At 43.2% G+C, this 23,876-nt stretch carries 21 protein-coding genes and 1 tRNA gene; 16 read left to right on the forward strand and 6 right to left on the reverse strand.

What is annotated here, in order from left to right:
• The first annotated feature begins 8 nt into the window (after positions 1 to 8).
• The 3 genes from queG to bioB all read left to right on the forward strand — a co-directional run bounded on the left by queG (position 9) and on the right by bioB (position 2,569).
• Positions 9 to 1,103 (forward strand): tRNA epoxyqueuosine(34) reductase QueG, encoded by a 1,095-nt coding sequence (queG, locus tag FTV34_RS03195; RefSeq protein WP_159124491.1) that lies wholly within the window; start codon positions 9 to 11, stop codon positions 1,101 to 1,103.
• Between the two features lie 106 nt (positions 1,104 to 1,209).
• Positions 1,210 to 1,428 carry a hypothetical protein gene (locus tag FTV34_RS03200; protein WP_180068853.1) on the forward strand — a complete coding sequence of 73 codons (219 nt, stop codon included), beginning with the start codon at positions 1,210 to 1,212 and terminating at the stop codon, positions 1,426 to 1,428.
• A 139-nt stretch (positions 1,429 to 1,567) separates the two neighbouring features.
• A complete protein-coding gene (gene bioB, locus FTV34_RS03205) occupies positions 1,568 to 2,569 on the forward strand; it encodes a biotin synthase BioB (RefSeq protein WP_179993091.1) in 1,002 nt (333 codons plus the stop codon).
• 10 nt (positions 2,570 to 2,579) lie between these two features.
• Here the strand turns inward: bioB and FTV34_RS03210 are convergent, their stop codons facing one another.
• Positions 2,580 to 2,807, reverse strand: coding sequence for a hypothetical protein (locus FTV34_RS03210; RefSeq protein ID WP_125279759.1), 228 nt, complete (start codon positions 2,805 to 2,807; stop codon positions 2,580 to 2,582).
• Between the two features lie 500 nt (positions 2,808 to 3,307).
• Positions 3,308 to 4,819, reverse strand: coding sequence for an aldehyde dehydrogenase family protein (locus FTV34_RS03215; protein WP_180014192.1), 1,512 nt, complete (start codon positions 4,817 to 4,819; stop codon positions 3,308 to 3,310).
• A gap of 207 nt (positions 4,820 to 5,026) precedes the next feature.
• Here FTV34_RS03215 and FTV34_RS03220 point away from each other — a divergent pair, with 207 nt between their 5' ends.
• Positions 5,027 to 6,208 carry a helix-turn-helix domain-containing protein gene (locus tag FTV34_RS03220; RefSeq protein ID WP_180068854.1) on the forward strand — a complete coding sequence of 394 codons (1,182 nt, stop codon included), beginning with the start codon at positions 5,027 to 5,029 and terminating at the stop codon, positions 6,206 to 6,208.
• A gap of 454 nt (positions 6,209 to 6,662) precedes the next feature.
• Here the strand turns inward: FTV34_RS03220 and FTV34_RS03225 are convergent, their stop codons facing one another.
• The gene (locus FTV34_RS03225) at positions 6,663 to 7,835 is read right to left on the reverse strand and encodes an iron-containing alcohol dehydrogenase (protein WP_159123263.1); all 1,173 of its coding nucleotides are present in this window, start codon (positions 7,833 to 7,835) and stop codon (positions 6,663 to 6,665) included.
• A gap of 210 nt (positions 7,836 to 8,045) precedes the next feature.
• Positions 8,046 to 8,122 (reverse strand) — tRNA-Ile (locus tag FTV34_RS03230).
• A gap of 797 nt (positions 8,123 to 8,919) precedes the next feature.
• Between FTV34_RS03230 and FTV34_RS03235 the strand changes: the two genes are divergently transcribed.
• Both FTV34_RS03235 and FTV34_RS03240 read left to right on the forward strand, forming a co-directional pair.
• A complete protein-coding gene (locus FTV34_RS03235) occupies positions 8,920 to 9,474 on the forward strand; it encodes a 1-acyl-sn-glycerol-3-phosphate acyltransferase (protein WP_166136149.1) in 555 nt (184 codons plus the stop codon).
• A 228-nt stretch (positions 9,475 to 9,702) separates the two neighbouring features.
• Complete coding sequence (locus FTV34_RS03240) at positions 9,703 to 10,452, forward strand: YebC/PmpR family DNA-binding transcriptional regulator (RefSeq protein WP_004784089.1); 750 nt, start codon at positions 9,703 to 9,705, stop codon at positions 10,450 to 10,452.
• A 66-nt stretch (positions 10,453 to 10,518) separates the two neighbouring features.
• Here the strand turns inward: FTV34_RS03240 and FTV34_RS03245 are convergent, their stop codons facing one another.
• Positions 10,519 to 10,989, reverse strand: a complete 471-nt coding sequence (locus FTV34_RS03245; RefSeq protein WP_004784091.1) for an Lrp/AsnC family transcriptional regulator — start codon at positions 10,987 to 10,989, stop codon at positions 10,519 to 10,521.
• Between the two features lie 362 nt (positions 10,990 to 11,351).
• Between FTV34_RS03245 and FTV34_RS03250 the strand changes: the two genes are divergently transcribed.
• A complete protein-coding gene (locus tag FTV34_RS03250) occupies positions 11,352 to 13,025 on the forward strand; it encodes a hypothetical protein (RefSeq protein ID WP_180068856.1) in 1,674 nt (557 codons plus the stop codon).
• Between the two features lie 56 nt (positions 13,026 to 13,081).
• On the opposite strand, the gene FTV34_RS03255 is transcribed toward FTV34_RS03250, so the two are convergent.
• Positions 13,082 to 13,846: a glutathione S-transferase family protein gene (locus tag FTV34_RS03255; protein ID WP_166136146.1), complete on the reverse strand. Its 765-nt coding sequence runs from the start codon at positions 13,844 to 13,846 to the stop codon at positions 13,082 to 13,084.
• A 381-nt stretch (positions 13,847 to 14,227) separates the two neighbouring features.
• Between FTV34_RS03255 and FTV34_RS03260 the strand changes: the two genes are divergently transcribed.
• The 9 genes from FTV34_RS03260 (at position 14,228) to FTV34_RS03300 (ending at position 23,546) form a co-directional block, all read left to right on the forward strand.
• Entirely contained in the window at positions 14,228 to 15,430 is a 1,203-nt protein-coding gene (locus FTV34_RS03260) for an SfnB family sulfur acquisition oxidoreductase (protein WP_180068858.1), read from the forward strand.
• A gap of 11 nt (positions 15,431 to 15,441) precedes the next feature.
• A complete protein-coding gene (locus FTV34_RS03265) occupies positions 15,442 to 16,665 on the forward strand; it encodes an SfnB family sulfur acquisition oxidoreductase (protein ID WP_180068860.1) in 1,224 nt (407 codons plus the stop codon).
• The gene (locus FTV34_RS03270) at positions 16,665 to 18,089 is read left to right on the forward strand and encodes an LLM class flavin-dependent oxidoreductase (RefSeq protein ID WP_180068862.1); all 1,425 of its coding nucleotides are present in this window, start codon (positions 16,665 to 16,667) and stop codon (positions 18,087 to 18,089) included. Before FTV34_RS03265 ends, FTV34_RS03270 begins: the two co-directional genes overlap by 1 nt.
• Before the next feature lie 19 nt (positions 18,090 to 18,108).
• Positions 18,109 to 18,939, forward strand: a complete 831-nt coding sequence (locus FTV34_RS03275; RefSeq protein WP_180068864.1) for a MetQ/NlpA family ABC transporter substrate-binding protein — start codon at positions 18,109 to 18,111, stop codon at positions 18,937 to 18,939.
• 9 nt (positions 18,940 to 18,948) lie between these two features.
• Positions 18,949 to 19,791, forward strand: a complete 843-nt coding sequence (locus FTV34_RS03280) for a MetQ/NlpA family ABC transporter substrate-binding protein (RefSeq protein WP_180068866.1) — start codon at positions 18,949 to 18,951, stop codon at positions 19,789 to 19,791.
• Between the two features lie 10 nt (positions 19,792 to 19,801).
• Positions 19,802 to 20,872 carry a methionine ABC transporter ATP-binding protein gene (locus FTV34_RS03285; protein ID WP_180068878.1) on the forward strand — a complete coding sequence of 357 codons (1,071 nt, stop codon included), beginning with the start codon at positions 19,802 to 19,804 and terminating at the stop codon, positions 20,870 to 20,872.
• The gene (locus FTV34_RS03290) at positions 20,853 to 21,512 is read left to right on the forward strand and encodes a methionine ABC transporter permease (RefSeq protein WP_159123258.1); all 660 of its coding nucleotides are present in this window, start codon (positions 20,853 to 20,855) and stop codon (positions 21,510 to 21,512) included. The genes FTV34_RS03285 and FTV34_RS03290 overlap by 20 nt, the downstream gene beginning before the upstream one ends.
• 111 nt (positions 21,513 to 21,623) lie before the next feature.
• The gene (gene ychF / locus FTV34_RS03295) at positions 21,624 to 22,715 is read left to right on the forward strand and encodes a redox-regulated ATPase YchF (protein ID WP_005236355.1); all 1,092 of its coding nucleotides are present in this window, start codon (positions 21,624 to 21,626) and stop codon (positions 22,713 to 22,715) included.
• A gap of 213 nt (positions 22,716 to 22,928) precedes the next feature.
• A complete protein-coding gene (locus FTV34_RS03300) occupies positions 22,929 to 23,546 on the forward strand; it encodes a superoxide dismutase (protein WP_180068868.1) in 618 nt (205 codons plus the stop codon).
• Positions 23,547 to 23,876: the final 330 nt, after the last annotated feature.

Below are 23,876 nucleotides of genomic sequence, written 5' to 3' on the forward strand. Positions count from 1 at the left end.
TCTGGTTTATGACAACACCCGATTCCCAAGCGCAAATCCAAGTTTATCAACAAGATCCCCATGAACTGAAAGCGTGGATCAAAGCGCAGGCACGAGAACTGGGTTTTTCTGATTGTGTCATTGCCCAACCGGATGCTCAAGCAGAATTAGTCCGCTTGCAGGAATATTTAGACCGCGGCTATCACGGTGATATGAAGTTTTTGGAAGAAAATCTGGAAAAACGTGCCGATCCCACACTGCTTATTCCCAATACCAAATCCGTGATCTGTGTACGAATGGATTATCTGGTCGATCTTCCAGAACCGCGTCTAGTGCCCTATGCACCAAATTCTGCGATTATTGCCCGTTATGCCCGTGGTCGTGACTATCATAAGACCATGCGCGGGCGCCTAAAAATGCTGGCTTCTAAAATTCGGGAAAAAGTCGGTGAATTTGAATCCCGCCCCTTTGCAGACTCTGCTCCTGTATTTGAAAAATCCCTGGCCGAAAGTGCGGGCATGGGCTGGACCGGTAAACATACTTTATTAATCCATAAAAAATCCGGGTCTTTCTTTGTTTTAGGTGAGCTGTTTAGCTCACTGGAACTGCCCTTTGATGAGCCTGCAAGCAAACATTGTGGTTCATGCACAGCCTGTATTGATATTTGTCCGACACAGGCTATTGTTGAACCGTATATGCTGGATGCACGTCGCTGTATTGCTTATTTAACCATTGAGTATAAAGGGATCATTCCAGAGGAGTTACGTCGAGGGATTGGTAACCGGGTCTTCGGTTGCGATGATTGTCAGTTGATTTGTCCGTGGAACAGCTTTGCTCAAAAAACTAATATTGAAGATTTTCACCCCCGACATGGACTGGATCAAGTGAGTTTACTGGATCTCTGGCAATGGGATGAAGCTACATTTTTAAGCTCAACTGAAGGCAGTCCATTACGCCGTACCGGCTATCAGAGCTTTATGCGCAATATTGCGATCGGCTTGGGTAATGCGCCTTTTGATCCACAGATTGTCCAGGCATTACAAGCTCAGCAGAATCAACATGATGAGATTGTACAAGTTCATATTGACTGGGCCATACAGGAACAACTGGCAAAATCCCGGTAATTTTCAATTTTTACTTCGGTTCACATTTTCTCGTCAAAGCCTTACACAGTTACTGTGCAAGCTATGGCATAAAGGAAAAAGAATAGAAATAAAGCCGGAGGTGGATATGCAAAAGTCATCTGATACACAACATCAAAATCAGGAACAGCTTGAAGAGTTGCAACATCAACACCAGAAGCAGCAACAACAGCAACAGCAGCAGTCACAACATGGCCCGCTTGACTCTCCAAAAAATAACCAGCACGAACAAGATGAACGTGTATTAAACAAGCAACATCGTAGTGATTTACAAAACCAGAATATTCACGGAAATCATCGTGAATAAACTCCGATCAAGAGTTCAACTACAAAGCTCACCTTGTGTGGGTTTTGTTTTTTCTATAAGGTCATATTTTGCTAATGAAGATGGCGATACTTTTACTTAAGATGGAGCCTGATAAATAAATATGAACAAGGATGGACAGATGAACAGTATTGATCCGATACGTAATGATTGGTCTCGTGCAGAAATTGAGGCCCTGTATCAACAACCTTTAATGGATTTGCTCTTTCAGGCTCAACAGGTTCATCGTCAATATTTTGATGCCAATGCCGTTCAGGTCAGTACCCTGCTCTCTATTAAAACCGGTAAATGCCCAGAAGATTGCAAATACTGTTCTCAGTCCGCACATTATGACTCCAAACTCGAAGCGGAAAAACGAATCGCAGTAGAAAAAGTAATTCAGGAAGCAAAAGAAGCTCTTGCCTCTGGCAGTTCACGTTTCTGTATGGGAGCAGCATGGCGTAATCCGCATGAACGTGATATGCCTTATGTATTGGACATGGTACGTGAAGTCAAAGCACTGGGACTCGAAACCTGTATGACTTTAGGCATGCTGAATGCCTCACAGGCAGAACGCCTGAAAGATGCAGGACTGGATTATTACAATCACAATCTGGATACGTCACGTGAATACTATTCACATATTATCAGTACTCGCAGTTTTGATGACCGATTGGATACACTGGATCATGTGCGTCAAGCGGGTTTAAAAGTGTGTAGTGGTGGCATTGTCGGCTTAGGTGAAAGTCGTAATGACCGGATCGGTTTATTGTTTGAGCTTTCTACCCTTCCAATTCATCCGGAATCTGTGCCTATCAATATGCTGGTGCCAATCGAAGGCACACCGATGGCAGATGTTGAAAAACTGGATGTGATTGAATGGATTCGAACTATTGCAGTGGCCCGCATTCTGATGCCAAAAAGTTATATTCGTCTTTCGGCAGGCCGTGAATCACTGACTGACTCAGATCAGGCATTGGCATTTATGGCAGGCGCCAACTCAATTTTCTCAGGCGAAAAACTTCTAACGACTCCAAATACAGCCAAAGGTCGTGACCAACAGCTCTTTGAAAAATTGGGACTGGTAGCAGAACAACCAAAGCCAAGCATCCGCGCATTGGCGACTGATGCAATGGCAAGTTAATTGAAATAATTCAAGATGCTGAAAAGTTATGCGCAGTAATTAAAATGCCATAACTGGCATTGAGATAATCACCGATCCGGATCTGGTCTGTTCCATTGGCATGATGTACGACCAGTTCCTGCGTCAGTGCATCAAAACTAAAAGAGTCATAACAGTCCTGATGCAGGCTTAACCAGTGTAAAGTGTCAGCCAGATTTTCATCTACAATATAGGTTTTGGCATGGAAATCTTTGCTCATTTAAGCCTTCTCATCATGTGGTACTGGTAATGATTTTAATGGATATGAGTTTAGATTAAATATAATGGATATAAAAAAGTGAGCATATCGCTCACTTTTTCTTGCAGTATTTTTTAATCTCTTTGGGTACCACATTTGCGGCATTCCCAATCTGCCCCAATTTCCTCCATTTGCTGGTATTCATAAATGTGCAAGCAGAATAGTTTTTTCAGTAGTTGAAGCATTATAAAACTCCCGTTTCATCATTTTTAAAATACGCTTCTTTAGGCACCCTTCCTGAGTGTCGATTTGTTGTTCTGGATAAAAACCACCTCTAACTTATAACCAGAATTTTTCAAAATGTAAAACCTATTTCATTCATTTTTTCAACTTTCCGATAAAGTTAAATTTCAATTGATTCATGCTTTTAATTAGCATCTGTGATCTATATCTCAAATACCACTTATTAAAGATTCTCTACTATAAAAAAAGCGAACCGAAGTTCGCTTTTTTGCTTTTATTTAGAAGAAACCAGCTGGCTTGGTTGAATAACTCACCAACAGGTTTTTGGTCTGCTGGTAATGATCCAGCATCATCTTGTGGTTTTCACGACCGATCCCAGATTTCTTGTAACCACCAAAGGCTGCATGGGCCGGATAGATATGATAGCAGTTGGTCCAGACACGACCCGCTTCAATGGCACGGCCAGCGCGATACGAGGTATGTGCCGAACGTGACCAGACACCAGCACCTAGGCCATAAATCGTATCGTTGGCAATCTTGATGGCATCATCAAAATCTTTAAAGGTGGTTACTGCCAGTACCGGCCCAAAAATTTCTTCCTGGAAGGTACGCATATTATTGGTGCCTTTAAAGATGGTCGGTTCAATGTAGAAGCCTTGCCCGACTTCCTGACGTACACCGCCACCAACAAGCACTTCTGCACCTTCGCCGCGACCTGTTGCAATACACCCCAGAATCTTGTCCTGCTGTTCCTGCGATGCCTGCGCACCAATCATGGTTTCAGTATCGAGTGGATGACCAGTTTTAATACGTTTAACCCGATCGATTGCCAGTTCCAGGAACTGATCAGCAATACTTTCCTGGACCAAAGCACGTGATGGACAGGTACAGATTTCCCCTTGGTTCAAGGCAAACATGGTGAAACCTTCCAGTGCTTTTTCCAGATAATCATCCTGCTGCGCCATGACATCTTCAAAGAAAATATTTGGTGATTTACCACCAAGTTCCAGTGTCACCGGAATAATATTTTCAGTGGCATATTGCATGATTTGCTGACCTACAGCAGTCGAACCAGTGAAGGCAATTTTGGCAATACGCGGATTCACAGCCAGTGGACGGCCGACTTCAACACCATAGCCATTCACGATGTTTAATACACCTTCAGGTAACAGGTCCTGAATCAGTTCAGCCAGTACCAGAATACTGACCGGGGTCTGCTCTGCCGGTTTCAGAACGATACAATTGCCTGCGGCCAAAGCCGGTGCCAATTTCCATGCTGCCATCAAGATCGGGAAGTTCCATGGAATGATCTGACCAACCACACCTAAAGGCTCATGGAAATGGTAGGCAATGGTATCTTCATCAATCTCAGAAATGCCGCCTTCTTGCGCACGGATACAGCCGGCGAAATAGCGGAAGTGATCAATCGCTAAAGGAATATCAGCAGCCAGGGTTTCACGGATTGGCTTGCCATTGTCCCAGGTTTCAGCCACCGCCAGCAGTTCCAGATTGGCTTCGAGACGATCAGCAATTTTGAGCAGAATGTTAGAGCGAGTCGTTGGAGATGATTTATTCCATTGTGCTTTAGCTTTATGCGCAGCATCCAGCGCCAGTTCAATATCTTCCACGCTAGAACGTGGCACTTTGGTAAACAGCTTGCCATCTACAGGAGAAATATTATCAAAGTATTCGCCTTTGACTGGCGGCACCCATTGCCCACCAATAAAGTTGTCATACTGGGCTTTGAAATGAACTTTTGAGCCAGGCTGGTTCGGATCGATATAACGCATATGTATTTCCTTTGCTTATTTTAATCTTTAAAAATGCTGCATCTACAGCTTTGGTATAAGGTACATCCGTACTCTATTTAGTTAACATACGCGTTATAAGGTTGGAGAAAGGTTGGCACTCAACCGATTTACATTTCTTTTGATTCCTCATAAAAACAATAATAATTACATTTGGATGTAAATCATGAATTATTGTGAGAATAAGGAATGATGACAGAACAGAGCTTGATACAACAAAGGCAAAAAATTGATCAGCTTCGTCAAAGCAGCAGTTTATCGCCTTCACATGCAGCACAACTCGAACAGAGCATCGTTAGCTCCTGGCAACGCTCTTCTTTAGCCGAGATTCCCAAAAATCGTCTGGCTGCCCCATTAACAGATATAAAACAAATCAGCACTTCTTCGGCTTTAAGTCATGCCTTGGAACATTGTGCTGAAAGTTTGAGGCATATTGCCGAACAGTCCTCTATGGTTTTGGCCGTTGGAGATATTGGCAGTACGGTACTATGGCGGGCCTCCTGCCCTGAATTGCGCACAATTGCTGATAATATTCACTTAGTTGAAGGCGGTCAGTGGCGTGAGGAACTGGTCGGGACCAATGCCCTTGCCCTGTCGATCAAAACCCAACAATCGAGCTGCGTGTTTTCCAGCGAACATTACATGCCTTCCGTGCAGGATCTAGTCTGTTATGCCTCCCCCATTATTGATCCTTATTCCAAACAGATTCTAGGGGTTATTGATCTGTCCACCCACTGGCAAAAACATAATAGCTTAGGGCTATTAGCAGCCGAACGTTGTGCATCCATCATTCAATCTGCTTTACTGGAATCGCAAAAACAGCGTTTATATATTCGTGCCTTTTCTGTCCCGCAGGTCATTTTTAATGGTAAAACCCTGACCATAACCCCACGCCAGACTGAAATTCTCGCTATTCTGGCTTTATTCCCACAAGGTTTAAGTCTGGATCGCCTGCATCAGGCACTTTATGGCGAACGTAAAGTCAGCATGGGTACGCTAAAAGCTGAAATGTCACAGTTACGAGATATTCTGGGCGGTATGCTTGGTTCGCGCCCTTATCGATTGCTGGCGCATGTTGAAGCAGACTTCCTGCAAACCGAACAGTCTTTAGATGCAGGTTATATCGATTCAGCCTTAAAACTTTATACTGGAGTTTTTCTGGCAAAAACTGAAAGCCCATTTTTATGTGCATGGCGGGATTGTCTGGAATCACGTCTCAGTGATGCTATTTTCAAAGCCAATGAAACTGATGTGCTGCTGAAACATGTAGCACGTTTTCCTGAAGCAATTGATGCGGTTGAACGTCTGATTGAACTGATGCCAAAAGGTCATCCAGCACATCAAACCCTGCTTAAATTTCAGGATATTTAAAAATCAGATCATTTCTTGTTTGGCTTCTTGTTAGCAAGATAATTACGGCTATCTTCCATTGAGAAGATTCCAACTTATAAAAATATAAAAAGCATTTAACTACTTTAGAATTATAATTTTTTATTATAACATTTTATTGATTTAGCTCATGCTACGAATAAGCTTTTAGCAATACTCTGCTCATTCCAGTATTTTATTATTATCGAGTTCATTCAGTTAATTTTAATAAGCTATACCCTGATGAATTAACTGCCCAAATATATTTTTTGAAAGCAAAAATTTAGGCAAAAAAAAAAAGAGCAACGCCTGCTCTATATCCTTATCAAGGGTGTAAGGATCAGCCAAGAATATCGCATGGGGATACGTTTATCTTGGCGCACTTCACTAAGAAGTGCGAACAGGGTTGCATAAAATGTAAGTCTGCCGAGTGGAGAGAATCAACTTACATAGAGGCTTACAGCGCCGCTTTAAAAATCTCTACGACTTGTGCATGGCTAGCCTTACGCGGGTTGGTCAGCATACAGGCATCCTTTTGCGCATTTTCTGCCATAATGGCAAGGTCTTCCTCTTTAACCCCTAAGCCTTTCAGACCAGATGGAATTCCAATTGAAGCTGAAAGCTGGCGAATGGCATCAATCGCTGCATAAGCTGCTTCAGTCACAGTTAATCCTTCAGTATTTACACCCATCAACTGGGCAATTTTTGCATAGCGATCCGGACAGGCAATCAAGTTAAATTCGCATACGTGCGGTAGCAAAATCGCATTACATACACCATGTGGCAGGTTATAGAAACCACCCAGCTGGTGTGCCATCGCATGCACATATCCGAGTGATGCATTGTTGAATGCCATGCCTGCCAGATACTGTGCATAGCTCATAGCATCACGTGCTTCAATATTTTCACCATTTGCTACTGCCTGACTCAGCCATTCACTGATCATGGTAATGGCCTTTTCTGCACAGGCATCCGTAATCGGATTGGCTGCCGTAGAAACATACGCTTCTACCGCATGGGTTAAGGCATCCATACCAGTCGCGGCAGTTAAGCCCGCTGGCTTGGCAATCATCAATTTAGGATCATCGATCGCGATCAATGGTGTACAACGCCAATCCACAATTGCCATTTTGACATGGGTATCGGTATTGGTAATGATACAGAAGCGTGTCATTTCCGACGCTGTACCCGCTGTGGTATTGACTGCAATAAGCGGTGTCATAGGCACAGTACTTTTATCAATACCTTCATAGTCGCGGATATGACCACCACCGGCAGTCACCAGGCCAATACCTTTGGCACAGTCATGTGAAGAACCGCCACCGAGTGATACAATAAAATCGCAGCCGTTGTCATTGTAGACTTGTACGCCATTATGAACGTTAATATCTGTTGGGTTTGGTTCTGCACCTGGGAAGATATGGCTGTCAACACCAGCCTCTTTTAAATAATTTGCGATGGTATCTGCGACACCAAATTTGTATAAGCCTTCATCGGTCACAATCAGAGCTTTCTTGGCACCTAAATTTTGTGCTTTAACGCCAATTTCTTTGGCACAGCCTGGACCGAAAAGTGAAACACAAGGGATATAAAAACCGTTTGTTTGATCTGCAATATTCTTAAAAGCCATGGTTCGATTCCTTCTACCATTCATCTTATTATCGGTGACCCTCACCGTGATTTAAGTATTCAATGAACGATAAAAGAATCCCACCTACTAAAAGCCTACCTTATGATAAGAGATTGAAATTTTAGTTATTTTTGAAGATAGATAGTGCTTAAATGAATTCAAAAAATAAAAAAGCACCTAAGAGTATTGCTCCTAGATGCTTGATGTATTTGGTGGGCCCAGACAGACTTGAACTGTCGACCAACGGATTATGAGTCCGCTGCTCTAACCAACTGAGCTATAGGCCCTATATAGACTGAATTTGTTATATTTCAACTAGTTCAGGCGCATTGAATACTAGCCAAGATTAGATCAAAAAACAAGTACTTTTCTTTCTGCTTGCACACTTAGCCAGCAATCATTTTTTATCCTTAATAACTGCCCTGCTTAGGATTTAAGACTTCAGTCTAAGTTAAGCTAGCAAAAGCCTAATATGACATCTATATTTTCTATCTAAAATAAAGAGAGCACGCTAATTATTCGAATATCAAACCAATAAATTAATCGCTTTTACGTCTCAATATAACCATAATCAATAAAAATACCAACTATTATGTATAGAAATATAATCACAAAAGATATTCTTTAAAAATTTATAAAGACTAAAATTCCGATTCCAATTTCTCGTCTTTACGCAAATCCATATAGATTTCGATTAAAGACCATACAATAACCAGTGCTAAAAGGAGCATTGAGAACATGAAAGCTGTAATATACGTCATAGGTTTCAATCTCAGAGAGAAAATGACCAGAAAATAGAAAAGACACAATTTCTTCTTTTCTTCGACAAAAGTCTAATAACTAAAATTTGTGCTGGATAGTCATTTTTTCATCATTTTAAGACTTATTTTATATAAGATGATATATACTAAGGATTATTAAGCATTTATTTATATCTTTCAGGTCTTAAAAAATTATTTAATATACTTTTTTGATCTTGGATTTTTCATATTATTAATGAATTTGAAATAAAGCCTATTGACTGTGAATAAGAACAGGAAGAAATTATGCAGTTCATACCGTTAGCTCTTATTTCTTTCTACTTATGCTAAACAAATTTATTGGCGAATCTGCATTTAAACTTGCCGGTTGGCAATATCATGTCGAACCCGATGTACTCGAAGATAAACAGGTCATTGTCGGATTTGAACATACATCCATGATGGATGCAGTTCTATCTTTGGCACTCTTTAAAATGTATGACATCAAAATTCATACCCTGATCAAGAAAGAACTGTTCAAAGGCCCAATGAAACCAATTCTGGAAGCCATGGGTGGTATCGCGGTCGACCGTAAAGCCAATAAAGATATTGTCAGCGTAATGGTTGAACATTTTCAGAATAATGAAAAATTCAATCTGGTGATCGCACCTGAAGCCACCCGTGCCAAAAATGGTGAAGCGCGTAAACCGATCCGTACCGGTTTCTGGCATATTGCCAAAGCTGCCAATGTGCCAATTGTGCTTATGTACGCCAATTCCAAGACCAAGCAAGGCGGGATTTTTGGCAAAATCTACCCGACTGATCTCGCGCATGATCTGGCTTTAATCAAGCAGCTCTATAAAGAGAATGTTGGTCTGGATATTATTATCCCGGAATAAACTTTCCATAAAAGGGCTTGAGAATAATGTTTCTTCTGCCCTTTTCTTATTTAGGTATTTTCTTAAGTTTTTATTTACATTTATTGCTTTGCCTTTCTATTTTATTGCCTATTTTTTTGGCATTATCATTAAATCTCAAATCCAGACTCTTTTTTCAAAAAAAGAGCTTATGGTAGAATCGGCGCAATTCGATAGGCATACAGCCAATCTACAAGGAGCATATTTCGCATGGCGGGTCATTCCAAGTGGGCCAATATTAAGCATCGTAAAGCAAAACAAGATGCCAGTCGTGGTAAGTTGTTTACCAAATACATTCGTGAATTAACAACTGCTGCCAAACTCGGTGGCGCTGATGCGGGTAGTAATCCTCGTCTACGTGCTGTTGTAGAAAAAGCATTATCTGTAAACATGACACGTGATGTGATCAACCGTGCAATTCAGCGTGGTGCCGGTGGTGAAGATAACGATGATCTGAAAGAAGTAACCTATGAAGGTTATGGCGTAGGCGGCGTTGCGGTTATTGTTGAAACCATGACAGATAACCTGAACCGTACGGTTCCTGATGTACGTCACTGCTTTACTAAAACTGATGGTAACCTCGGTACCAACGGTTCAGTATCCTTCCTATTCACTAAACGTGGCGAAATTACTTTTGAAGATGTGTCTTTAGAAGATCAAATCATGGAAGTGGCGCTTGAAGCGGGTGCTGAAGACATCGAAGTGGATGAAGATGAAATCCTGGTGATCACTACGCCTGAAAGCTTCGGTACAGTACAAGATGCTTTAGCTGCTGCAGGTTTAAAATCTGATAACGCTGAAGTGGTGATGAGCCCGTCTACCAAAGCTGAAATCACAGATATCGACCAAGCGAAAAAAATCATGAAAATGATCGATATGCTTGAAGACCTAGACGATGTTCAAAACGTTTATACCAACGTTGAATTCTCTGATGAAGTTTTAGCGCAACTCGATGCCTAATCTTCTATGAGATCAAAACGCACCTTCGGGTGCGTTTTTTATATGTGTTAAAAAATGCCTGGAATTTTAAACCTTATTTAAAAGACCACTACAGTTAAAAACATTATATTCCTTGATCACAAAGCTGGAATGCAGTGCTACGACATGCTCGATCTTGCCGATTCGGCTTAATAGAATCTGACTATAATTTTCCATATCACGTGCCACAACTTCGACAATAAAATCCGCAGACTGTCCTGTCACCAGGAAAGCGTTAATGACTTCCGGAATATTTTCTAATTCTTCTAAAAATTTGGCAAAAGTATCGCTATCATGCTTGCTTAAGGAAACCTGCAACAGCACATGCAGGCTAAAGCCCAATTTTTGATAATTAATCTCGCGCTTCAAGCCACTGATAATATTATGATCGATCAAATGCTTGATCCTGCGGTGTACCGAACTCACAGATAAATTTACTCTCTCCGAGAGTTCATTCAGATTGACATCTTCATGGGTCAAAATTTCAAGAATGTGCTTATCAAAACGATCTAATTCCATCTTTAATCTCTTGCCATTTTATTCAAATACATCATTGTTTTGCTGATAGTATTGATAAATTTTTCATAAATTACCAGTTATTTGAAAAAAAATGCCAGACCCCTCTCAATGACCAGTTTTAAACCATGTTTATGGTCATTCGTTGTATAAAACAAATTTTCGATAAACGTCGCTTTTAAATAAATCATTCTTATTTATCACTAAACTATTTATGAATAAAACCTATGGCGCTGATAACTGGATTTTCAAAGCATGATTAATCCAACTTAGATTTACACTTGTATAGAAATTGAATAAGAATTGAGCGGTTTATCTAAAACACACAACAAACATAACAAGATAAAAATTCGCAAGGAACGGTTATGGCTTTTAGTATTCTTAGTTCAATTAAAACTAAACTCAGTCCAGTGCTCACGACAGAGATACAAAATACGAGTTTACTTGGTGGTTTATTGGGTGGCAGTCTTTCTGGCATTATTGGTTCTATTACAGGTTCTACCCCCTCTACCCCTTCCCTAGATTCTCTCTTAAACAGCCTGCTTTCTGGCAAAAGTTTAAATTCCAGTTCCCTCACTGATTTAATTAGCCAATTTACAGGCTCAAATGCTTCTAAACTTGATATCAACAGTTTAATTAGCCAATTAACGAAAGCCAATGGTGGCGGTTTTGACATAGGTTCAATCAGCAATCTGCTTGGCAGTTTAATGGGTGGTAATACATCAACCCTGGATTTAAATGCAGTTATCAAATTGGTCAGTGGATTAATGGGTGGCAGTACTAGCAATGTAGACCTCGGTAAAATTGCTGAACTGGCTGGCAACTTATTGCAAGGTGGCGACCTTGATCTTACCCAAATCACTCAACTGCTGAGTGGCCTGATTGGAGGTACTGGTGGTCTTGGTGGAACAGACATTGGTGCCATCGTCGGTATCGTCAGTGGTCTCATTCAAGGTGGCGATATTGATATCGCACAAATTGCTGAACTGGTTAGTGACTTAATTGGTGGTTCTGGCGGACTTGGCGATGTAGATATTGGTCAAATTGCCAACCTAGTCGGTGGTCTCATCAGTGGCAATGCCGCTAGTGATCTCGACATCGGTGCAATTGTTGACTTGATCAGCGGATTGATCGGTGGCTCAACAGGTAGTTTAGATACCAGTTCAGTCAATCTGTTAGCCAGTAACCTAATGAGCAATGCAAGCAGTGACCTTGATATCGGTGCTATTACCAATTTGCTCAGTGGTCTAATCAGCAATTCAGGCAATATCGATACGGGCACCATTGCGCAAACTGTAACGCAAAGCCTGATGCCACTGCTTGCATCGATTGATACAGGTAACTCATCCATTGATATGGATCAACTTACCCAAGTTTTACCAACAGTGGTTGGTAGTGTGACTACATTGGTATCTGCAATCAGTTCTGCAGGTTCAGGTAATGTGCCAGACACCATCGCGGATGTACTAAAAGGCATCAATCCACTGTTGAATCTATTAGCGAATAGTGACGTTCTTGACGCTGATCAGGCAGAAATCGTGAATTCTCTTTACGATGTCTTGAATGGCGTACAAGTGGTGCTGGATTTTGTGAATAACCCATTACTGCTCACCTTATCCAGCGACCTCAACAATGTGATTACAGCACTAAAACCAGTGATTGCGCTGATTGATAGCGAAGGTCAATTCTCGGATCTTCTGGATGGTGTTCAGTTTCCTGAAATTGGCGACCTGCTCGGGTCACTCGGTTCTGGCGTGCCAAGCTTAGAGGGTTTAGGTTTGGATGCATTCACGGATAGTCTTGGCAATTTAGTCGGTAACAACTCGTCCCTACAACTGCCTGATCTTAGCGAATTGATTTCCGGCATTAGTAATACTGATACGGCTACGCATATCAGCATTACTGAAATCCTCCCAACCATTAAAGAAACTATTACCAATATCTCAAGTGGTAGTTCCCTGCCGAAGTTTGAGTTTAGCTCACTGCTCAGTGGCTTCAGTAAAACAAGTGATATTGATCAAACTAGCCCTTGGAGTTAATTCTAATCTCATAAAAAAACGCGCTTTATGCGCGTTTTTTTATTTCATTTTTAATTTTATACACCGCGCCAATCAACACGGGCATTGCGCTCATTACGATACATCTTTTGAATATATTGTCCTAATGGCAACTCAGCCAGATGACTTTGATATTCCCGGTATTCATCCGACATCGATTCAAAGCTTTCCCTCTCCCACGGCGTTCCCGGAATAGCCAATAGAGGGGCCAGAATCGAACAGACAGCAATATCGGCCAGAGAGAAACGCGAACCGACGAGATAAGGTCCTTCTTTTTCCATACGGATCTGATTAAGCTGCTCAACCGAATCCTTGATAAATTGTTTGGACTGTTCCAGTGTTTCTTCAGTCAAGGCATAACCCTTGGTCAAAATGGTCTTTAGCAATGGCTTGGAGAATTTTTCAAACTGGCGCAGATAGCCTTTTTCTCCAATCAGAATATCCATCGATTCATGGTCATGCGATAAAGCCTGAGCCAGCATCCAGCGACGCACATGGCGGCCTAATTCTTGGGTGATTTCATCAATATCTAGTGCCTGCTGACGCAAGCTTGCTTCTGCAGGTAGCAGACGGTGTTCAGGATATTGCTCATCCAGATATAGAGCGATTTTGGTCGAATCCGCAATCCACCGTTCCTGATCACGCAGAATCGGTAAACGGTTTTGTCCAGTTTTCAGGCGGGCAAAGGCACGATGGGCACCCGGCATGAGGTTTTGCGCGACATATTCCAGCTCTTTGTAATCCAGCATCCAGCGTGCCTTTTCACAAAAATGAGAAAGTGGAAACTGGTATAAGATGCGCATAAATTCTCCATGCTTGTTTTTAGGTTAGATCGCATTAAAACCATCTAATTTAGTCGGATACTTTAGTCACCCTAGCCTGGAAATACAATGAACTTTTTATTCAAAATAAAGATGTTGCTTATTCAGCACGACGATGAGTATTTTTATACATTTTTTTGTCTTGATTATCTATAAAGCAGATATGCACTGCTTTAAAAACATCTATTAAAATTAAGAAATTATTCAAAATCTATTTAATTTTAATCAGTTACTATATTCCAAATTTATAAGAATCTAGCAGTTTTTATCTTAAAGAGCTTTTTTTATAAGCTTTGCAAAAGCAATTGCTTAATTACATAAAGCTTTCGCTGTAACGTTTTGGCATCGATTTAGGATGTCATTATGTCTCGTTTAACTTCTGAAAAAGTTCATATCATCGAAAATGATCTCGACGCGATTAATGCTGCTTATCAGGTTGCAGACTTTGCCCTGGAAGGCCGTAATCAGCGTGATCAGCAACGTCTATTACCTTTTGCTGAGATTGACCTGTTCAGCCAGAAAGGCCTGGGCGGCATGCGTATTCCGAAACAGTACGGCGGTGCATTTGTTGCCAATAAAACCCTGGCTCATGTATTCCGGATTATTAATAAGGCTGACTCAAGTGTCGGGCAAATTCCGCAGAACCAGATCGCATTACTCAACATGATCGAGATCATGGGCACAGAAGAACAAAAACAGTTTATTTATAACGAAATTCTAAAAGGTAAGCGTCTGGCGAATGGCGGTCCAGAGCGCAATACCAAAGATACCAAGACGCTTACCACCACTTTAACATTTGAAAATAGCCGCTATTTTGTGGATGGCGAGAAATTCTATTCAACTGGTAGTAGCTTCGCGCACTGGTTAGCGATTAAAGCGATTCATCCAGAAGGCCATGTAGTACTAACCATTGTCGACCGCAATGCTGAAGGTGTGGAAGTGATCGACAATTGGAATGGCTTTGGTCAACGCACGACTTCGAGTGGTACCGTCAAACTTCAGCATGTCGAAGTTGATCCGGTATTGATTTTTGATGAGCGTCTGTTAGGAAATCAACCAAGCTACCGCGGTGCCTATTCCCAATTGATGCAGGTCGCGATTGATGTCGGCATTGCCGAAGCTGCTTTTGCCGATACGCTGACTGCCGTACAAAAAGCACGTCCAATTGTCGATGCTCAAGTCGAAAAAGCCAGCTTAGAACATTATACCCTGCAGGAAGTTGGCAAATCTTCTGTGCTGCTCGATGCCGCGATTTTACTGCTGGATGAAGCCGCTGAATATCTGGATGAACTGGATCAGCTGGAATCTGTGACTGATGAGCAGGCAGCCAAAGCCTCAATTCTAGTGGCTGAAGCCAAGGTCTATGCCAACGATGCTGCGCTACATATCTCGGAAAAATTACTGGAATTGGGTGGAAGTCGCTCCAGCCTCAGTCAGCACAATCTGGATCAGCATTGGCGTAATGCCCGTGTGCATACCTTGCATGACCCGATCCGCTGGAAGCTGCATGCACTTGGGGATTATTACCTAAATCATAAACTCCCTGCCCGCCACGCCTGGATTTAAGGATATTTGCCATGACTTCATTTCAAAACATTAGTCCATTGCAGTCAGAACAGCTGGCACATGCGCACATCATCAAATCTGATGAAGAAGCACTAGAAATTGCCCATAATCTGGCAGAGCAGTTCAAGATTAATTCAGTACAACGTGATGCTGAACGTATTCTGCCTTTCGAAGAAATCGAGGCTTATAGCCAGTCCGGACTCTGGGCGATTACTGTACCTAAAGAATATGGTGGTGCAGAAGTGTCTAGCTATACGGTGGCACAAGTCATTGCCCTAATGAGCGGTGTGGATGGATCAATCGGTCAGATTCCGCAAAACCATTTCTATGGTCTCGAAATCCTGCGCAATAACGGCACGGAGGAACAAAAACAGAAACTCTATGCCGAAGTCTTAAAAGGTGCTCGTTTTGGTAATGCCCTAGCTGAATTCAAGACCAAGACTGCTGCACAGCGCCAAACTGCGATTCGCAAAACCGAGCAAGGTTATGTCATTAACGGCGAAAAATTCTATTGCACCGGCAGCCTGTTTGCGCACCGCATTCCGACACTGGTCGTGCATGAAAGCGAACAGCAATTCCTGGCCTTTGTCCCACGTGACAGTGAAGGTCTGACCCTGATTGATGACTGGAGCGGTTTTGGTCAGCGTACCACTGGCAGTGGCACGGTGAAATTCGACAACGTGCAGGTGCTTGAGGAAGATGTGGTACGTTTTGATACGGCCTATTCCCGCCCAACCATTTCCGGTCCTTTCGCACAATTGCTACATGCCTCCATTGAAACCGGCATTGCCCGTGCTGCATTTGAGGAAACCTTGGACCGTGTACGTCAGGCGCGTCCGTGGATTGATTCTGGTGTGGACAAGGCCACCGATGATCCGCTGACCAAACTTGAACTCGGTCGCGTCGTGGCTGATGTGCGTGCTTCTGAAGTGTTACTGAAACAGGCCGCCCGCTCTGTAGATGCAGCTAAAGCTGATCCAACTGAATCTAGTGTTGCCAAAGCCTCTCTAGATGTAGCTAAGGCCCGTGCACACAGTAGTGAAACCGCCTTAAAAGCATCATCCAAACTGATTGAACTGGCCGGTAGCCGTGGTAGCCAGCGTGAAGATGGCTTGGATCGTTTCTGGCGTAATGCCCGCGTGCATACCCTGCATGATGCTTCACGCTGGAAATATTATTTTATTGCCAATTATTTACTGAATGGTGTTCTGCCTCCACGCCGGGGGACATTGTAATGACAATTACAACGACTAATCCAAAAGCAAAAAAAATCTTGCTGAATGCCTTTGATATGAATTGCGTGGGGCATATCAATCACGGCTTGTGGACTCATCCTCGTGATGAATCGCATCGCTTTAATGAGCTCAGCTACTGGACTGATCTGGCGAAAACTTTAGAAAAAGGCCTATTTGATGGTCTGTTTATTGCCGACATTACTGGGGTCTATGACGTCTATCAGAATAGTATTGACCTGACTCTAAGAGAATCGATTCAGTTACCAAGCCATGACCCAAGTACGCTGGTATCTGCTATGGCAGCAGTCACTGAGAATCTCGGTTTTGGTATAACAGTCAATCTCAGCTATGAGTCGCCTTATCAGTTCGCCCGTCGTTTTGCCAGTCTGGATCACCTGACCCATGGCCGTATCGGCTGGAATATTGTCACTGGTTATTTAGACAGTGCACAGCGCCTGATTGGTGAGAACGGCTTAAAAGACCATGACCTGCGTTATGAACAAGCCGAAGAGTTTTTGCAGCTGTGCTACAAATTCTGGGAAGGCTCTTGGGAAGATGATGCCGTACTGAAAGACAAGCAGCAGCGCATCTTTACTGAACCAGCCAAGGTGCATCAGGTTAACCATCAGGGCCAATTCTATCGCAGCCAGGGTATATTCCAGGTTTCCCCTTCTGTTCAACGTACGCCAGTGCTGTTTCAGGCTGGTGCTTCACCGCGTGGTATGGCTTTCGCCACTCAGCATGCAGAAGGCATGTTTATTGGCGGTGACCATCCGGACAAGATCAAGAAACAGGTGGATCAGATTCGTCGTCAGGCCACTGAACAAGGCCGTGATCCTGAAGCGATCAAGATTTTTGTCGGCATTACCGTGGTCACTGCAGAAACAGATGAACTGGCGCAGCAAAAGCTGGATGAATACCGTGCTTATGCCAGCCCTGAAGCAGGTCTTGCACATTATTCCAGCTCAGTTGGCATTGACCTGTCCAAATTTGCTGATGATGAACCAATTCCTTACAAGAAGACCAATAGTATTGCGACGGTTAATGACAAATTTAAAGAGCAGCAGATCACACCCAATGACCTAAAAGCTCAGCATGTGTTAGGTGGGCGTTATCCACTAATTGTTGGCAGCGGTGCCACGATAGCAGAAAAACTGATTCAGCTCATTGATGAAACCGGTATTGATGGCTTCAACCTGACCCGCACGGTGACACCGGAATCGCATCAGGATTTTATCCAATTAGTGATTCCTGAATTACAGCAGCGCGGACGCTATAAAACTGAATATGAACAAGGCAGTTTCAGACACAAGCTGTTTCAGCAAGGAGACCGCTTACCTAGTGCGCATCCAGTGCAGCAATTCCGATGTCAAAGCTCCGCCTCAACAGCGAACACGAACCTAAAGCAAAAACAATCAGCATAAATTTATTTTGAGGTGCAACATGGCACAAACCGTTAAAACAAAATTCACCATGATTGGGGTGATTATTGCCGCCGTGATTATCGGACTAGTGGTGTGGAACCAGCAAAAGAAATCCGGTTCGGATGAACTGGTGATTGGGATCAGCCCGTCCTTCGCTAAACCTTTACAAGTCGCAGCCGAAGAAGCCAAACAGCAAGGCATCAATGTCAAACTGGTCGAGTTCTCGGACTGGAATACACCGAATATCACCCTGAATCATGGCGATATTGATGCCAACTTCTTCCAGCATCAGCCGTTTTTAGATAATGCGAAGAAAGAAACTGATTTTAAAATCAAAGCTTTTGCCAAAGGTGCAGCGACGCATGTTGGCCTATATTCCAAGAAAATTAACAGCCTGGATGAGCTAAAAGACGGCGCGAAAGTTGTAGTACCAAATGATCCAGTCAACCAGGGCCGTGCTCTGCTGTTATTACAACAAGCGAATCTGGTGGCATTGAAAGATCCAAACAACCATCTGTCCAACCTGAAAGATATTGCTGCAAATCCGAAAAACCTGCAATTCGTTGAAGTTGAAGGTCCGCAAACTGCGCGTGCCATTGATGATGTTGATTTGGCATTCGGTTACCCACACTACCTACGTCTGGCTAAAACAGCTGATCCAGAACAAGCGTTGTTATTTGACTCTAACAAAGACAACCGTTATGCGATCCTGTTTGCGGTACGTGAGGACTATCAGGACAAAAATGACAAGCTGAAAAAATTTGTCGAAATCTATCAGAACTCCCCTCGCGTGAAGGAAGCACTAGATGCTGACTTTGGTGCGAAGCTCTGGTTCCCGGGCTGGAAATAAGGTGCGATGATGACACAAGTAAATTCGTCAAATTCGAATGCAAAGAAGTGGATCATTGGCGGTGTCATCCTTGCACTTATTCTTGGGCTGGCGGCTTACCGTTGGACCAAGGGTCAGCAGCAGGAGGATGTACTGACCATTGGCATTAGCCCACCTTATGCAGACTTATTGCAAAGTGTGGCTGATGAACTGAAACCGCAAGGTATTAATGTGAAACTGGTTGAATTTTCCGACTGGCATGCACCCAATGTCGCGGTACAGAATGGCGACATCGATGCTAACTTTTTCCAGCAAAGTGTCTACTTAAGAAATGCCATTCGCGAAACCAACTTTGACTTGCATAGTTTCGCGTCCGGTACGGGTAGCCATGTCGGCTTATATTCAAGGAAATATAAATCTCTAGATGAGTTACCACAAAATGCCCGTGTAGTGATTCCGAATGATCCGGTGAATCTGGCACGTGCCTTGATCCTTCTTAACCGTGCAAAACTGATTGAACTGAAAGATATCAATAATGAATTATCAACCGTTAAGGACATCAAGAATAATCCTAAACAGTTGCAGTTTATTGAAGTTGAAGGCCCACAAACGGCACATGCCTTGAATGAAGCTGATCTGATCTTTGGTTATCCACATTATCTAAAACTTGCTAAAGCAGCAGATCCACATGATGCTCTGTTCCTGGATCCAATCGACAAGAAATACGCCATTCTGTTTGTGACACGCAAAGACTATGAAGATAAAAACCAGAAACTGGCGACTTTCGTAAAAGCTTTCCAGAATTCTGAAAAAGTCAAAGCAATTCTGGACCAGGATTTTGGTACTGGTATGTGGTTTGAAGGCTGGAAATAAGGTGAATACTATGGTGAGTTTTGGTTCTCAGGTGGCGTTTTCCGTCCCACATATCAAAATCCGTGACCTGAATAAATACTATGAGGTACAAGGCAAATCGGTACATGCCTTGAAAAACATCAATCTGGATATTCCTGAAGGCAAGATCTTCGGGATTATCGGGAAAAGTGGTGCGGGGAAATCCTCGCTGCTACGTACCCTAAATGGTCTGGAACAGATCAGCGAAGGTCATATCCATATCCATCAGCAGGATTTGGCTGGCTTAACCCATGCTGAACTGATCCAGCTTCGTCAGCGTATTGGCATGATTTTTCAGCACTTCAACCTGATGTCTGCCAAAACCGTCTGGGAAAATGTAGCTCTGCCTTTAAAAGTTGCAAATTATAAAAAATCAGACATTGATGCGCGTGTAAACGAAGTGCTGCAACTGGTCGGCTTAAGCGATAAGGCTCAGAACTACCCTTCTCAGCTATCCGGTGGCCAAAAACAGCGTGTCGGTATTGCCCGCGCGCTGGTGCATCACCCGGAAATTCTACTCTGTGATGAAGCCACTTCTGCACTGGATCCGGAAAGTACCTCAGTGGTGCTGTCTTTACTGAAAGAAATCAACCAGAAACTCGGCATCACTATTGTACTAATCACCCATGAAATGCAGGTCATTCGTGAAATCTGCGATCAAGTCGTCGTGATTGAAAAAGGTGAAATTGTTGAAGCGGGTGAAGTCTGGTCAGTGTTTTCCAATCCACAGCAGCAGATTACCCAGGAACTGCTGAATCTGGAACAGCTGGAACTGCCATTTTCGATCAGTCCTGAAGTGACAATAGATACCACGCATAGCATTATCAAACTGCGCTATGCCTCTAGTGTTCAGTATTCCCCAGATTTGAAAGTGATTTTCGAACAGTTCGAGCATCCGGTTCACCTCTATCAGAGTCATATCGACAGCATCCAGAACCATCTGGTCGGCAGTCTGATTGTCGCGGTGGCTGACCTGAATCTGGATACCAACCTGCTCCAGCAAAAACTCAAACAACACATTGCACAGATTGAGGTGATTGGCTATGCACGACCAACTCATTGATTTATTACTGACGGGAACTACCGATACCCTCATCATGGTTGGTGTATCCGCAATCGTTGCCTTTCTGATTGGGTTACCAATGGCAGTGGTTTTGGTCAGCACCTCGGAGCATGGCATTTATCCATCCAAACCCATTAATCAGGCTCTGGGTTGGATTGTAAATATTACCCGTTCGGTGCCTTTCCTGATTTTAATGGTCGCTTTAATTCCCCTTACCCGCTGGATTGTAGGCACCAGCTATGGCGTCTGGGCAGCAGTTGTACCTTTAACGTTGGCCGCGACTCCTTTCTTTGCGCGTATTGCTGAAGTGAGTTTACGTGAAGTAGATCAGGGACTGATTGAAGCGGCTCAAGCGATTGGCTGTAACCGTAAGCAAATTATCTGGCATGTGCTATTACCTGAAGCTTTACCAGGGATTGTGGCCGGTTTTACCGTCACTTTGGTGACCATGATTAACTCATCCGCCATTGCCGGTGCTATTGGTGCCGGTGGTCTGGGCGACATTGCCTACCGTTATGGTTATCAGCGTTTTGACATGCAGATCATGCTGGCAGTGATTGTGGTACTGGTGATTCTGGTCATGCTGGTTCAGGCCACTGGTGATACCCTGTCGAATCAGCTCGACAAACGTAAAATTTAAAAACATCTATTTCATAAGTTTTCAACAAAGCACCTAGCCATGACCTGACTTTGTCATGGCTTTCATGTAAAATCACTGGCAATTTTTATATAACGCTTTGTGAGTTATTTCATGGGTTTTAATTGTGGTATTGTAGGCCTGCCTAACGTTGGTAAATCTACGCTTTTCAATGCATTAACTAAAGCTGCAATTGCTGCGGAAAACTTCCCATTCTGTACGATTGAACCAAACACCGGTATCGTGCCTGTGCCTGATCCACGCCTGGACAAACTTGCTGAAATCGTAAAACCACAACGCGTGGTACCAACTACCATGGAATTCGTGGACATCGCGGGTCTGGTTGCTGGTGCTTCCAAAGGCGAAGGTCTGGGTAACCAGTTCCTGGCGAATATCCGTGAAACTGATGCAATTGCTCACGTTGTTCGTTGTTTCGAAGATGAAAACGTGATTCACGTCAACGGGAAAATTGATCCGCTTGATGACATCGCAACCATTAACACCGAACTTGCTCTGGCTGACCTTGAAACTGTGACTAAAGCAGTGACTCGTCTGGCGAAGTCTGCAAAAGGTGGCGATAAAGAAGCTGTAGCCACTAAAGCCGTTCTAGAAAAAATCTTACCTCTGCTTGATGAAGGCAAACCTGCCCGTGCAGCAAATCTGGATGATGACGAACGTAAACTGGTACGTGGCTTTGGTTTGTTAACGCTTAAACCAACGATGTACATCGCTAACGTGGCAGAAGACGGTTTTGAAAATAACCCGCACCTCGATGCGGTACGTGAACTGGCAGCTGCTGAAAATGCAATCGTGGTTCCGCTTTGCAACCAGATCGAAGCTGAAATTTCATTGCTTGAAGATGAAGACCGTGCCGAATTCCTGGAAGCAATGGATATGGAAGAGCCGGGTCTGAACGTGGTAATCCGCGCAGGCTATTCACTGCTAGGCTTGCAAACTTACTTTACTGCCGGTGTACAGGAAGTTCGTGCCTGGACGGTTAAAGTCGGTGCTACTGCGCCTCAAGCAGCGGGTGTCATTCACACTGACTTCGAAAAAGGCTTCATCCGCGCAGAATGTATTGCTTATGATGACTTCGTACAGTACAACGGCGAAGCTGGCGCTAAAGAAGCAGGTAAATGGCGTCTAGAAGGTAAAACCTATATCGTTCAGGACGGTGACGTTCTTCACTTCCGTTTCAACGTATAAGTTGAAGCCAAAGAAAAGCCCCAAATCTGGGGCTTTTTTGTTACCAAATTTGGCTTCTTGCTATTCTTATACGCATCTTTACATCCTATTTATAAAAATCTTCCCCCATAACATAAATGATAATAATTCTCATTGTATTTAATACAACTCAAGCATATTTTAAAATTTAGTCGAGAATTCCACTCACTCAATCACGCTTAAGGACAATTAAAAATGAGCTATACCCTTCCCGAACTCCCTTATGCTTATGATGCATTGGAACCGCATATTGATGCTAAAACCATGGAAATCCACCATGCCAAGCACCATCAAACTTATATCAACAACATCAATGCAGGTATTGAAGGCACAGAATGGGAAGATCTTTCTGTAGAAGAACTGGTGAGCAAAGCCAATCAGGTACCTGAAGATTTGAAAAATAATGTGATTAATAATGGCGGCGGTCATGCTAACCATTCCCTGTTCTGGACAGTAATGAGTCCAAGTGGAGGTGGCAATCCTGAAGGTGAAATTGCACAGGCGATCGACAAGGAGCTTGGCGGCTTTGAAGCCTTTAAAGAAGCTTTTACTAAGGCAGCCCTGACCCGTTTTGGCAGTGGCTGGGCTTGGCTCAGCGTGGCACCTGATCAAACCATTATCATAGAAAGCAGCGCCAATCAGGACTCACCCCTCATGCATGGCAATACCCCGATTCTAGGTCTGGATGTCTGGGAACATGCCTACTACTTGAAATACCAGAACCGTCGTCCTGAATATATTGCCGCTTTCTTTAATGTGGTGAACTGGAAGGAAGTGAATCGCCGTTATCTGGAAGCACTTTCAACTAAATGAATACAGTAGGACGAAACATCATGTCTTGGCACTCTTTACGTTTGTTCTGCGGTCTCAGTATTCTTTTGGGCGGAGCAGTGTTGTATCTAGAACGTCTGTTCATGTTGCTTTAAGACATGATCGTCTAACTGTATGGGAAGCCTTATTCTAAGGCTTCTTTTAATTTTTGCTGTTTAATTTTTTCTATAGGGAGATGGATTTAAAATTTAAGAGCGCAATTCACAGACATTGACGCTATCGAAGCCATTGGTACATGGTGCCACTTCACACGCATGAGACGCTTGTACTCCACTTACTAAAACAGCACTCATACTTATCGCTAAAAACAAT

Source organism: Acinetobacter sp. YH16038, assembly GCF_013417275.1.
Taxonomy (GTDB): domain Bacteria; phylum Pseudomonadota; class Gammaproteobacteria; order Pseudomonadales; family Moraxellaceae; genus Acinetobacter.